Here is a 12,321-nt window from a genome sequence, read left to right on the forward strand (position 1 = left end):
TAAATCCAAATTAGCTAAAAAAATTGGATAGACAAAATCGCGCCAGTTACTGCAAGTTTGATTGTCGACTCAAATATCACCGTTTACAAAAGTGATAACGAGTTTAAATAGGGTTTATTAATGGATTAAAACTCGTACCCCATAGTCACGTATAAGGCATATAGGTTTGCATCCCCTTCTTTCCCATCCTTCTTAAGCGATAGGTGGTTACCACGTAACTCAGCACCGAACTCAAAATTGTTATCCAATCGGTAGGCGCTTCCAATTGCCCACATGTACCCGAAGCCTTTTGCTTTTGGTTTGGAATCTTTATCAACCGTTAACGTTTTTTTGTATTCCAACGCTTCGACATACCCATAAGATAAACCAGCGCTGCCGTAGATATCGATACAGTCTGTTAGCGAATACGTTATTTTTGGCGCTGCGTTCAAAACAACAGAGCTAATTTCTTCCACTTCGTAAAGGGAAGACGTGTCTGACTTTTTCTTTGAGTTGTAATGAATATCGCCAGACAGCGCAACGCCCAAATAAATATCCTCCGCCTCAGCCCAACTTGAGGTCATACGCGAGTATTCAAGCGACAAAGATCGCCCTACCAATTCATAATCGCCAACACTCGCCACTTTAGACTGGAAACTGGATCCGCCAACCTTGGCAGTAAATAATTGATAAGCCTCTGGGCGCTTTTCTGCACTAGCATGTGAGGATAATGCGACTGCACTGGCAAAAACTAAAGCAAACTGTTTTTTCAAAACAATATCCAAATAATCTGACTGGGTTATGTTTAAAGAAGTTGAGCTTTGCAAGAAAATCTTCCAACAATGGCACCAAATTCTCATGATTGATTGAGCGCGCGAGATTCTACACAACTTATATGCATATCAATAGAGTGATTTATGAATTTTCGCTGAACAAATTACCTCTTATTTTCATTACGTGATTTAGAACACCTTATTATCCTCGGTACTAACTAGGCTCAGGCGTTTAAATGCGCATGTAAATTAATTGTTACAGATTATGATTTCGAGAAATTGGTGGATTTGTAGACGACCATTTACTTTTCATCGATAGTTACCACATCAACGCAACATATTTGCAACATCGTGGTGACTTATGACTAAGCAGAGCAAATATCAATCAAAGAAAGCGGACGAAAACGGTGTCATTCGGTGGACTGACGAAGAAAATAGCGTGTGGCAGACACTCATTCACAGGCAACTTAACTGTATTAAAAACAGAGCGTGCCATGAGTACATGGAAGGACTAAATAAGCTAAACCTTCCACAGGAACGTATTCCACAACTTCACGAAATTAATTCTGTACTCTCTTCAGAAACGGGGTGGCAATGCGAAGCGGTACCGGCCTTAATAAGCTTCGACAAGTTTTTCGAAATGTTGTCTGAACGAAAGTTTCCAGTTGCCACTTTTATTCGTAAAAGAGAAGAAATGGAATACCTTCAAGAACCTGATATTTTCCATGAAATATTTGGTCATTGTGCGATGCTGACTCACCCAGCCTTTGCTGCTTTTACCCACTCTTACGGTAAATTAGGGCTAAAGGCTTCTAAAGAAGACAGAGTTTATCTTGCCCGTTTGTATTGGTTCACAGTCGAATTTGGCCTGATTAAAAATAGCAGCGGAGTCAGCATATATGGTGGTGGAATACTTTCTAGCCCAGGTGAAACTCAATACGTTTACAGCGACCAGCCCGTATTCGCTCCACTAAACCCACTTGATGTTTTGCGAACCCCATACCGAATCAACATCATGCAACCAAAATACTTTTACATCGACAAAATTAGCGAGCTTTTCGACATAGCTAATCTTGATATTATGTCGCTTATTAAACACGCCAAATCACTGGGTCTACATTCGCCCATGTATGAACTTGAACACGATTAAGGAAAAATCATGTCAGAAGCACTGTTAGAGTCATCTTGCGAAGCGTGCCGTTTTGATGCGCCACAAGTTGAAACCGAAGAAGCCAAGGAGTTATTAAGCCAAATCCCCGATTGGCGACTCATCAATGTGAACGGTATTTCACAACTCGAAAGAGTCTATACATTTAAAAACTTTAAACTCGCTTTAGCGTTTACTAATCGCATTGGTGATATGGCTGAAGAAGAAGGGCACCATCCAGCACTGACAACCGAATGGGGAAAAGTGACCGTTCAATGGTGGAGTCACTCGATCAAAGGTCTCCATAAAAATGATTTTATCTGCGCAGCAAAAACAGATTCGCTGCTCTAAACAGTTTTACTCGTAACCTCAGGTTTGCATTGTAAGCCTCGAGGTTATGACGCTCCCTCGTCCTCAAACAATTCCCCCTTTACCCATAAGCCACATAATCAAAAGCGCTCGATATTAGCGCTAATTTGACCCCCAGATGATTCTCTAGTGACAAATACGTCACCTTTTAGTTCGTACACTAAACTTTAGAATTCAACCATTCTAATCACATAATGCGTGACAGTGATCTCATTAATACTAATAAAATGAGTTCAGCTTGATTTGATCTCTAAATAATGTACCCTTCTGCGAAGCAATAATGTTTAGACCTCTAAAGGAATGTGTGGCATCAAATGACAATTGCAGCCCCATGGGTAGAATTAGACAAGGCAAAAACAAAGTGGATATTTCGCAACCCAAACAAAAAGGACGGCGATGATATTCACCAGCTTATAGAGAGCTGTCCTCCTCTAGACACCAACTCCTCCTATTGTAATTTCTTACAGTCCTTTCACTTCAAAGACACATGTATCGTCGCTGAATTTGATGGTGAACTGGCGGGGTTCATTTCCGGTTATTGTAAACCTAGCTCACCGAAGGACTTGTTTGTTTGGCAAGTTGCCGTCTCCCCAAATCACAGGGGAAAAGGGCTGGCATTTTCAATGTTGAAAGCGCTATTGAAAAGAGAAAGCTTGAAAGCGATAGAGTGCGTGGAAACGACGATTACCGAATCAAATCAGGCTTCTTGGAGTCTGTTTAAGAAATTAGATAAAGAAAACGGGAACACCGGAAGCAAAACCATATTTTTGGATGAAGCCGAACATTTCAAAGGCAAGCACGATACCGAATATTTGTATCGCATCCCTCTACTTAAAATTTAACCCAAGGAAAAAGCGGTCCCACAATGGATATCTTTAAGAAAAAGGAATCTAAAGTCAGATCCTATTCAAATAACTTTCCAGTTGTTTTTCAAAAAGCGCAAGGTAGTTGGCTAGAAACAGAAAATAACAATAAGTATTTAGATTTTCTTGCTGGCGCAGGGTCTCTAAACTACGGACATAACAACCCAGTTTTGAAAGATGCTTTACTGACATACATAGCTAACGACGGCATTACACATGGCTTAGACATGCATTCTGAAGCCAAAGCGGAATTTCTACACGCATTAGACATGCATATCTTTGCACCACGCAATCTGGACTATAAAGTGCAGTTCACTGGTCCTACTGGAACCAATGCGGTCGAAGCTGCATTAAAACTCGCCAGAAAATTCACTGGTCGACAAAACGTTGTTGCGTTTACGAACGGATTCCACGGTTGTTCTATAGGTGCTCTTGCAGCAACAGGTAACCAACACCACCGTGGCGGTGCAGGAATGGCGCTCACTGGTGTAACTCGTATACCCTTCGAAAATTATGCCAACGTCGATGGGCTCGCGTTATTCGAAACCATGCTTTCAGACAACTCAAGTGGTCTCGATATGCCTGCTGCCGTTCTACTTGAAGCGGTTCAAGGAGAAGGAGGCTTAAACGTTGCCAGCAACGTATGGTTGCAAAAACTGAGCGCCATTTGTAAAAAACATCAAATCTTGCTGATTGTCGACGATATCCAAGCCGGCTGCGGACGCACTGGTACATTCTTCAGCTTTGAGCCTTCTGGTATCAAGCCTGATCTCGTGACTTTATCTAAATCCATTAGCGGGTTTGGTTTGCCAATGGCGGTTGTACTGCTTAAACCTGAGTTGGATGTTTGGAACCCAGGAGAGCACAACGGTACGTTTCGTGGCAACAACCATGCTTTCGTTACCGCAACAAAAGCGTTGGAACTGTATTGGACAGACAATCAGTTCGAACAACACATCTCTGAACGCGCTAGCCAAATTCACAAACACTTAGAACAATCACTTCTTAACTTCCCTCACTTATTTGAAAGAATAAAAGGTCGCGGAATGATGATTGGTATCGAGTGTAAAAGCCCTGATGTCGCTGGTCTTATTACTCGAAATTGCTTTGATCGCGGTATGATCATCGAGACTGCGGGACCGAATGACGAAGTTGTTAAATTCTTCTGCCCTCTCACGATTACAGAGGCTGAACTGGCTCAAGGCTTAGAAATATTTGAAGCGTCTTCTGAAGCAGCCGCTCAACAGATAGTAAAGAAAGCATCTTAGGAATTTAGAATGATTGTTAGAACTTTGGAAGAATGTCAAAACAGCGAGCGCCGTGTCGTATCAGACAACTGGGAAAGCGTCCGCATGTTGCTTAAAGATGACAAGATGGGCTTTTCGTTTCATATCACTACTATTTATGAAAATACGGAAACTCACATCCACTATAAAAATCATCTTGAGTCTGTTTACTGCATGAGCGGTGAAGGCGAAATCGAGGTAATTGGCGGTAAAACTTATCCAATTAAACCAGGTACGCTTTACATTCTCGACAAACATGATGAGCACTACCTAAGAGCGTACAAAGATAAAGAAATGGTAATGGCTTGTGTATTCAACCCGCCGATTACTGGCAACGAAGTTCATGACGAAAACGGCGTATACCCAATTGTAGAGTAACTCGCACCACGAATATCCATGCGGTCTTAAGCACGCTATGCGTTAAGATCGCATTCTTTAAACTAATCTTTTCACTTTTTTCAGCCAATTCCATTCCAAATAAAGCCAACCAGTTACCACCTTTCAACAAACTTACCCATTCCCAATGTCACGATAAAGCTGATGCCCACAAGCCAATGAAAAATAACTGTAGGGGTTGAAAGACGATTACTCATATATCACCTATGTTTGTATGGTTTTATTATGAGTAAATCATGCCCAACAACCAGTTAAAGTTCGATACCGTATCGTGTAAAGTTATGTAAATGTACTTAAAAGGCTCATAAATTTTACATTATCTCGTTTAAGAGATAAGTCGCGTGTTTCAAACTTAAAATCGCGTCTAATAAAAGAGCCGCTAAAAAGCGGCTCGATACAAATAGAAGATAAAAAGTTTAAGATAGAGTTAACTCATTCTTAGACAAAAATTCGATAGCATCCTGGCAGTTGTTCTTGGCCGCCTTGTACATATACTCAATGGCATGATCTTCATCTACTGCGCCGCCTTCTCCGCTGAACAACATTTGAGCAAGCATGTATTGTGCTTTTGGAACATTTAGATCGGCGGCACCATTTAAATACGTTCTCGCTTTCGCCATATCCTCAAACACACCAATTCCACTGGCGTATACGGTATAAAGGATCATCGCAGCATTAGTATTTTTTCCGCCATACGATCGTTTCAGCCAAAAGATACCTTCACTCTCGTTTTTCTCAGCCCCCAAGCCTACGAGCCGACCTACTCCTGTAAACAACTGGGCAACAGGTGAACCACGATAAGCATACTCAACAATGATGTTTACATTTACTAAAGCGTTGTCCACTCTTCTAGCTAGAAGCGCTTCCATGAAATCTTTATTGAGTAAATTTGCGCTGTCTTTGAAAAACTCATTAGATTCACGTTTAAGATCTTCATCATTTAATTCTTTTCGAATCAAAGAAGTGATAAATCTTTTCACTTTTTCTATGTCTGACAATTCCATGATCCTGAGTCTTAACCTTCGGTAGAGCCAAAAGTATGTCACGAAAACGTAAAATCTAGGTTAACGTTATACATTAATGCTAAGTAACTCGCATTCTCAACTTAGACCCGTGTACATCGTCTGAAGAGGCACCTAGGTATCGTGATGAAAAACACAGACTCATAGATGCCTCCAATGGTTTACCTTGCTGAATTACTTCGCATTACCCTCATTTTCCTGGGGCTTTTTCGGTGGGTTACTTGAAGAACGCTGCCAATTAACGCCTGAGCTGGGTTGGTAAGAAGGTCCTCTTGGGCTTCCTCTATGACCACCACCATTTGAGCTATGACTTCTATTCATGTTGCCTCCTTGTAAACATTTTAAGCGAGCAAACAAAGTGCAATGTGCACCAATTCAGTCTAAGTGAGTACTCCGATAAAATATGAGAGCAAACTTGCAGTTGGCCGGAGCTTCTAATAGCAGAGATAAGACAAAGCTCATTTACTTTGATCTACCCAAATTACGAAATAAAGATCGATAGCATGACGTGACCACTACCGATCTTTATACACGCCTAAAACATAACGGATGCTCAACCTAAATCAGTAAATCGCTAACTTCTCTTCTCGGAGATTCAGGTGTGGGTTTCGCTTTGCCCAGCCTAAACACCATTTGCACTGTATGCGCTTTGTGTACATTAAAGTGCTGTTTGAAGCTTTCTTGTAATGGAAGCATATCTTGATATTCCTGCAGTATTTGGCTCATTGGGTGTTGTGCAATACCCATTGAAGCCGTCACCAGATTGATTCTGTTGTATAAGCGCCCCACTTTTAATTGGTCTTTTCTTGTGTTTCCCTCCGTTATCAACATAGCAAAATGATGTGTGCTTGCAGTAACTGCTTTTGTTAGTTTGACCCCTTCTTTGCCAAAAGCCGTTGGATCTTTTTCAGCCGATTCACGACTCAAAAAGAACTGCTCTGCGACCCACCGCTTCGCGCCTAGAACACCGTTTTGTGGCAAACCAAAGCCATCTCTATACTGTTTGAATTCATCATCGTTAAAACGGAACATGCCTATTGTTTCAAGGCTGCGCGAACTTTTTTGCTCTTCTATTTCCATTGCTTGATTAAGGAAGTGTCGCATTTCTTGGTTGTATTCTTCCGTTTGCACCAATCTTAATTCGCTGCCTTTCGTTTCTACAACATTAAGGATAGCGTTCAACTCAGTATCCGTAAGCTTTGCATTAGTGTATTCGGTTTTATTTGATTGACGCGTAACAAGATAAGGGAACAAGGGATCCGGTTGAATGCTCGTATCTGGCACAAGTTTAATCGCTGCAACTGGCTTGTTTTCCAACACCTGATTACCGTACTCGCCTAGCGGAAAATATTGCACGTCTGCCTTTGTTGCAAAATGGCTTGCAGCCACGACTAGACTTTCAATAAACGTACCCTGACCAATATGGATTTGGCGATGAATCGGATCCGTTTGAGGTAACAACCTGTCCTCGTCGACATACAACAAAATTGTATCTTCGCCTTTAAAAGCGACCTTCCATGGCTGGATATTGTGAGGATTTGGGCACAACATTGCGTAGCTGATGAGTGTCTTCCTAAGATCCGAATAAGTCAGTGCCGGTCTAAATGAAAGATCAGAAGAGCTTGAAACATTACTGACCAAAACAGGTGCAGCAGCCAAAACGACTGCCCCAGCGCCCATCACTTTAATGAAATTCCTTCTTTCCATTGCTATACCCTCTTTAATTCATTTGCTAAACTGCATTCCATGGAATAAATATACATTCCAAGGAATATATATCAAGAGGTTTTGTTCATAATGTCGACAGAAAAACAGCAAACACCCATTAAGATAATGATTACATTAGGAATAATTAATCAACTCACCGACTCTTGGCTTAACAAAGCGCTGGCACCTATTGGAATTAACCAGTCCCAGTTCAATTTGCTGAATCACTTTTCACACCAGCCAGAACGCGAACAAACCATCAGCCAATTGGCTCAAGTTATGCAAATGAACCAGCCTGGCATTACTAAGGTGATCAACAAGCTCGCAAAGGATGGGCTAATTGAAATAAGAAAAGACGAAACAGATGGAAGGAAAAAGTGGATTAAAATAAACAGCGCTGGATTAGATAAGGTTCAGCTCGCTTTTATGAGCTTTATGCCCACAATCGAAGCTTGCTTTAAGAATTGGGATAATAACGAAATGCTGCAAATGCTAAAGCATTCCAATAAGTTAAAAGATTGGTTAGATGAGAATCGAGATCTAAGCTAGCTTCCCAGTGAAGGCAGTTTTGGGTTGGGAATAAGAATAGAATCCGTCTTATTAAAAGACACGACTTTAATTCAATGCCCGTAGCAATAAACCTACAGGCACTCATTGAATTTTTTCGCCTCTATTCTAGGCAAGCACCTTCTCTTTGATTACCGTTAAAACGCCTTGTTTATCTTGATGAGGCGCTTCAAAGCGAGCTAGCGCTTTTATTTCAGGATGGGCGTTTTCCATAGCGTAGCTGTGATACGTTTCTTTCAGCATTTCGACATCGTTGAAGTAATCGCCAAAGCTCATGCTCTGCTCGAAATCAAAATCGAACATTTTTTGTAGATGCCTTATCGCTGTGCCTTTTGAAGCGTCTTTATGCATAAAATCGAGCCAAATTTTTGCGCTTACTACCACTTGGTGAGAGTCTCCGAATTTTTCAGATACAACTGGGTATACGTGCTCTTCAGTGCCTTCATAATTCAGAATGGCTATTTTAATAAACTCATCATCGACATCGAGCAAATCCTCTACGTTTTTTACACGATGATAATAGTTTTGGATCTCTTCGAACTTACTCGGGTCATTCGTTTCAATGTAGGCTGAATCCTTTCCACATAAAACGATGTCTGAATTTTCAATTTCACGAACAGTAACAACAATATCGTGTACTTCTTCCTTAGGAATAACAGCGCTGTACAGCTCTTTCCCCTGATGCATGACGATCGCGCCGTTTTCTGCAATGAAAAGCATGTCATCTGCAATAGACTCAAACATACTCAACAAACTGTAATATTGCCTACCAGACGCAGCCGCAAATAGAACCTCTTTTTCGCGTAACGCATGAAAAATATCATAGAACTCTGAGGGAAGATTTTTTGAGCTATCGAGCAATGTGCCATCCATATCCGTGGCAATAAACTTAATCTTTTCTAACAAAACGACTCCAAAATACTTATCTACGATTTTTGCTTCAACAACAAAAACCTAGGCGCTGTAGACCTAATCTAATCATTGAAAACTAAAATGCCACAAAACGTTAATAGCGTGAATAAATTAATATCATGATGCACCCAAACCGTTACTTTTCCTTGTTAAAATAACGCATAGGAACAAATCGGATACCGCTAACCTCAGATTCAGAATCTGTTGCTTCAAAACCTTGCGATTCATAGAAAGAAACTGCATTGACTGATGATTTTAAGCTTACGCAGTCGAGTTCAGAACGATCCAAGAGGTGCTGCAATAACTTTTTGCCTACCCCACTTCCTTGCTGCCTAGTATCAACAAAAAGGTGAGTAATGTACGAACCTTCCCGGAGAGCCCCAAAACCAATAAGCTGTCCTCTTTCAACGGCTTTAACACTGTAAAAATTGGCTTTATCAAATACAGTTTTTAAATCAGGAAGCACTTTTGATATAAAGGTCATTCTTCCTTTTTCACTAAAATGAGGCAAAATATCAGAATTCGCGACCTTCTCTACAAGTTCAACGACTGCAGCCATATCGGTTTCTTCTACTCTTCTTATATCCATAGCTTTCTCCCATAGCCAAAAGCTCAACTTAACATCTTGTTATAAAACACTTAACTTGTTTTTTGTTAGAACATTAACATTAGTCTATTTTTTTTGGTGTACAATTAACTGAATGATATGCTGCTTTAACGGTCTAATGAATTACCGATATATGTGGCTTAGTGAACACGCAACACAACGCTTAGTCTTAATGCTGGTAACTTATTCTGGCAGCTCAAAATAGAGAAAGCGTTTAGAAAGAGACCCAAGTAATGACAGTAATGCTTTACCCTACCAAAACATCGCCAAAAGGCTATCGTGTACAAGATAAAGTACTCAATGTTCAGAAATACTTCCCTTTTTCTAAATTTGGAACACCCAAAAAAGCAGAAAAGTCTGCTCGTGAGTTCCAAGAACAACTCTCTGAAAAACGAAAGGTACGCGAAATTCGGCTTACACTCGATGTAAACCAAATATTCCATGCTGATGGCTCTGTTAAAGGGTTAAGCAAACGTCTTCGACGAACAAATAACGGAAGCGTGGTAGAAGTACTCAGAGCGCAAGTATCTGTCGATGGCAAGCAAGTTTCGACCGATTGGCAGCTGAAAAATCGCACCTTCAGAGAAGCTTATAAAGGAGTTCAGGATTGGATCTTAGAAAAGCGTGGAATCACAAGAACGCGTGAGATCACCAACCTTTTTAAAGAAGTGGAAGGCATGTACAAATAGCCACTCGATTTAATACACATATTATGAAAACGCAGCAACCGATTCGGTGCTGCGTTTTTCGTTTAGCGCACTCGTGCTATTCTTTTAACACCATATCAATACACATAACAGCCGCCAGAATAAGCTTTCTAACATCATCATTTTCTGGAACATCGCTGGCAATTTCCAACACATAGTTATCAGCGCTAGTAAACATTTCTTTCCCGATGCCAGCCCACTTTTTAGATACGTGAGCAAGCTCTTTATCGTTGTTTTTGAAGTAGAAGTCCCAACCAGTCCATTTACCTTCTAGTTGACACATCTCTTCACCACGCTTATCTAGCAGCGCAAATTTCCCACCTATTGAAAACAGTTTCTGCTCGAATTCACCAATCAATTCATTATTGTGGTCAGTCACTGTCACTTTAGATAAAAAAAGCGAAATTCCCCTTTGGATACGGACTACTCGTTGCCCATCTGGGGTTTTTATTTGAATATCAAACGGTGTCATCCGCTTATAGTCTGTAAAGCGCAGTAGTTTAGTAAAGAACCCAAGGGTGGGTTCTCGACACTCCATGATCATGTCACCTGATTCTGGGTCGTATATATCGAAGTTATTGGCTGCCTTAAACATGCCAACATGTTCCTTTACCAAAAACAGGTTTTTATTAATTACATCTACCACTCTATTCCTCCGGTGGGTTCATACCTAAGCCAAAATTTTCTTAGTAGTTCTTTTATCATTTAACTCTTTGATAAAAAGAAAAGTTTCCCAGTTCTATGAGAGCGAGCACAATTTGTTTGGGTAAGCGCAGCTTACATAGGGCGAGACTAATAAAATTCATATACTAACCATAAAAAACCGCTCCTTTTAAGAGCGGTCTTTTCATTTTTCACGAAGAAAAATCGTAAACTTATTCTTTGCCGTATACGTTATTTTCTTGCTCTTGAACTCGGATAAACGTGGTGCGCTTGGTCAGTTCTTTTAGCTTGGCTGCACCTACATACGTGCAGGTTGAGCGTACGCCGCCTAGAATATCTTGAATGGTGTTTTCAACCGGACCACGGAACGGCAATAAAACAGTTTTACCTTCTGCTGCACGATACTTAGCGACGCCGCCGGAGTGCTTATCCATCGCAGATTGGGAAGACATGCCATAAAACTTCATGTACATTTTGCCGTCTTTTTCAAGTAACTCCCCACCCGATTCTTCATGACCTGCTAGCATGCCACCAAGCATCACAAAGTCGGCTCCGCCACCGAATGCTTTGGATACATCCCCCGCACAAGAACAGCCGCCATCGCCAATAATCGTACCGCCTAAACCGTGTGCGGCATCGCCACACTCAATAATGGCTGAGAGTTGCGGGTAACCTACACCCGTTTTTACGCGTGTCGTACATACTGAGCCTGGGCCAATACCTACTTTCACTATATCCGCACCTGCGAGAATCAGTTCTTCCGTCATATCACCGGTGACAACATTACCAGCAGAAATTACTTTATCTGGGAATGCGGCGCGCACTTTAGAAACGTATTCACACAAGTGCTCGGAGTAACCATTAGCTATGTCGATACAAATAAAAATCAGCTCGTCGCTTAGGGCTAGAATATCTTGGGTTTTCTGGAAGTCGGCATCAGATGTACCGGTACTCACCATGACATTGTTCAACACGCTTTTATTAGCGGTTTTAACAAACTCCGCCCAATCATTTGTGGTGTAGTGCTTGTGAATTGCGGTCATGACACCATTTTCGGCAAGGGCTTTCGCCATTTCAAAACTGCCGACAGAATCCATATTCGCTGCAATGACAGGGACACCCGACCATTGACGACCACTGTGCTTGAATGTAAACTCGCGGGTTAAATTTACTTGGGAACGGCTTTTCAGGGTAGAACGTTTCGGGCGAAACAGGACATCTTTAAAACCTAACTTGAGTTCTTGTTCGATACGCATGGTATGCAATTTCCTTTAACTGTGTATTGCATGCCCGTAGAAAGTTGGCTGGCAGGCCGGCTTTCAA

At 41.3% G+C, this 12,321-nt stretch carries 15 protein-coding genes; 7 read left to right on the forward strand and 8 right to left on the reverse strand.

The genetic code is table 11. The features are described from left to right. Positions 1–125: 125 nt before the first annotated feature. Complete coding sequence (locus tag LDO37_RS23760; RefSeq protein WP_185829825.1) at positions 126–752, reverse strand: outer membrane beta-barrel protein; 627 nt, start codon at positions 750–752, stop codon at positions 126–128. A 361-nt stretch (positions 753–1,113) separates the two neighbouring features. On the opposite strand from LDO37_RS23760, the gene phhA reads away from it, so the two are divergent. From phhA to LDO37_RS23785, 5 genes are all read left to right on the forward strand, one after another. Beyond that, positions 1,114–1,902: a phenylalanine 4-monooxygenase gene (gene phhA, locus LDO37_RS23765; protein WP_126608194.1), complete on the forward strand. Its 789-nt coding sequence runs from the start codon at positions 1,114–1,116 to the stop codon at positions 1,900–1,902. 9 nt (positions 1,903–1,911) lie between these two features. Continuing rightward, positions 1,912–2,250 (forward strand): 4a-hydroxytetrahydrobiopterin dehydratase, encoded by a 339-nt coding sequence (locus LDO37_RS23770; protein WP_126608193.1) that lies wholly within the window; start codon positions 1,912–1,914, stop codon positions 2,248–2,250. 332 nt (positions 2,251–2,582) lie between these two features. Continuing rightward, complete coding sequence (gene ectA, locus LDO37_RS23775; protein WP_126608192.1) at positions 2,583–3,110, forward strand: diaminobutyrate acetyltransferase; 528 nt, start codon at positions 2,583–2,585, stop codon at positions 3,108–3,110. Between the two features lie 23 nt (positions 3,111–3,133). Next, positions 3,134–4,399 carry a diaminobutyrate--2-oxoglutarate transaminase gene (ectB, locus tag LDO37_RS23780; protein WP_224055464.1) on the forward strand — a complete coding sequence of 422 codons (1,266 nt, stop codon included), beginning with the start codon at positions 3,134–3,136 and terminating at the stop codon, positions 4,397–4,399. 9 nt (positions 4,400–4,408) lie between these two features. Continuing rightward, positions 4,409–4,795, forward strand: coding sequence for an ectoine synthase (locus LDO37_RS23785; protein ID WP_126608268.1), 387 nt, complete (start codon positions 4,409–4,411; stop codon positions 4,793–4,795). A gap of 434 nt (positions 4,796–5,229) precedes the next feature. Here the strand turns inward: LDO37_RS23785 and LDO37_RS23790 are convergent, their stop codons facing one another. The 3 genes from LDO37_RS23790 to LDO37_RS23800 form a co-directional block, all read right to left on the reverse strand. Further along, positions 5,230–5,811, reverse strand: coding sequence for a tetratricopeptide repeat protein (locus LDO37_RS23790; protein ID WP_221768545.1), 582 nt, complete (start codon positions 5,809–5,811; stop codon positions 5,230–5,232). 198 nt (positions 5,812–6,009) lie between these two features. Next, entirely contained in the window at positions 6,010–6,156 is a 147-nt protein-coding gene (locus LDO37_RS23795; protein WP_185829832.1) for a hypothetical protein, read from the reverse strand. A 237-nt stretch (positions 6,157–6,393) separates the two neighbouring features. After that, the gene (locus tag LDO37_RS23800) at positions 6,394–7,542 is read right to left on the reverse strand and encodes an Acg family FMN-binding oxidoreductase (RefSeq protein ID WP_126608270.1); all 1,149 of its coding nucleotides are present in this window, start codon (positions 7,540–7,542) and stop codon (positions 6,394–6,396) included. A gap of 90 nt (positions 7,543–7,632) precedes the next feature. On the opposite strand from LDO37_RS23800, the gene LDO37_RS23805 reads away from it, so the two are divergent. Beyond that, positions 7,633–8,091, forward strand: coding sequence for a MarR family winged helix-turn-helix transcriptional regulator (locus LDO37_RS23805; protein WP_126608271.1), 459 nt, complete (start codon positions 7,633–7,635; stop codon positions 8,089–8,091). A gap of 126 nt (positions 8,092–8,217) precedes the next feature. On the opposite strand, the gene LDO37_RS23810 is transcribed toward LDO37_RS23805, so the two are convergent. Both LDO37_RS23810 and LDO37_RS23815 read right to left on the reverse strand, forming a co-directional pair. Then, a complete protein-coding gene (locus tag LDO37_RS23810; protein WP_185829833.1) occupies positions 8,218–9,015 on the reverse strand; it encodes a Cof-type HAD-IIB family hydrolase in 798 nt (265 codons plus the stop codon). Positions 9,016–9,157: 142 nt separating this feature from the next. Next, complete coding sequence (locus LDO37_RS23815) at positions 9,158–9,610, reverse strand: GNAT family N-acetyltransferase (RefSeq protein WP_126608272.1); 453 nt, start codon at positions 9,608–9,610, stop codon at positions 9,158–9,160. A gap of 251 nt (positions 9,611–9,861) precedes the next feature. On the opposite strand from LDO37_RS23815, the gene LDO37_RS23820 reads away from it, so the two are divergent. Continuing rightward, positions 9,862–10,317 carry a hypothetical protein gene (locus LDO37_RS23820; protein WP_101112961.1) on the forward strand — a complete coding sequence of 152 codons (456 nt, stop codon included), beginning with the start codon at positions 9,862–9,864 and terminating at the stop codon, positions 10,315–10,317. Between the two features lie 76 nt (positions 10,318–10,393). Here LDO37_RS23820 and LDO37_RS23825 read toward each other — a convergent pair whose 3' ends face one another. Further along, positions 10,394–10,981: a phospholipid scramblase-related protein gene (locus LDO37_RS23825; protein WP_126608273.1), complete on the reverse strand. Its 588-nt coding sequence runs from the start codon at positions 10,979–10,981 to the stop codon at positions 10,394–10,396. Between the two features lie 229 nt (positions 10,982–11,210). Continuing rightward, a complete protein-coding gene (locus tag LDO37_RS23830; protein WP_126606465.1) occupies positions 11,211–12,254 on the reverse strand; it encodes a GMP reductase in 1,044 nt (347 codons plus the stop codon). Positions 12,255–12,321: the final 67 nt, after the last annotated feature.

Source organism: Vibrio penaeicida (genome assembly GCF_019977755.1).
In the GTDB taxonomy this organism is placed as follows: domain Bacteria; phylum Pseudomonadota; class Gammaproteobacteria; order Enterobacterales; family Vibrionaceae; genus Vibrio; species Vibrio penaeicida.

Excerpts from the sequence above, each read along its gene's own strand:
- LDO37_RS23830 (WP_126606465.1), bottom strand. The coding sequence starts at position 12,254 with ATGCGTATCGAACAAGAACTCAAGTTAGGTTTTAAAGATGTCCTGTTT.
- LDO37_RS23785 (WP_126608268.1), top strand. The coding sequence starts at position 4,409 with ATGATTGTTAGAACTTTGGAAGAATGTCAAAACAGCGAGCGCCGTGTC.
- LDO37_RS23820 (WP_101112961.1), top strand. The coding sequence starts at position 9,862 with ATGACAGTAATGCTTTACCCTACCAAAACATCGCCAAAAGGCTATCGT.
- ectB (WP_224055464.1), top strand. The coding sequence starts at position 3,134 with ATGGATATCTTTAAGAAAAAGGAATCTAAAGTCAGATCCTATTCAAAT.
- LDO37_RS23795 (WP_185829832.1), bottom strand. The coding sequence starts at position 6,156 with ATGAATAGAAGTCATAGCTCAAATGGTGGTGGTCATAGAGGAAGCCCA.
- LDO37_RS23800 (WP_126608270.1), bottom strand. The coding sequence starts at position 7,542 with ATGGAAAGAAGGAATTTCATTAAAGTGATGGGCGCTGGGGCAGTCGTT.
- LDO37_RS23815 (WP_126608272.1), bottom strand. The coding sequence starts at position 9,610 with ATGGATATAAGAAGAGTAGAAGAAACCGATATGGCTGCAGTCGTTGAA.
- ectA (WP_126608192.1), top strand. The coding sequence starts at position 2,583 with ATGACAATTGCAGCCCCATGGGTAGAATTAGACAAGGCAAAAACAAAG.
- LDO37_RS23805 (WP_126608271.1), top strand. The coding sequence starts at position 7,633 with ATGTCGACAGAAAAACAGCAAACACCCATTAAGATAATGATTACATTA.
- LDO37_RS23770 (WP_126608193.1), top strand. The coding sequence starts at position 1,912 with ATGTCAGAAGCACTGTTAGAGTCATCTTGCGAAGCGTGCCGTTTTGAT.
- phhA (WP_126608194.1), top strand. The coding sequence starts at position 1,114 with ATGACTAAGCAGAGCAAATATCAATCAAAGAAAGCGGACGAAAACGGT.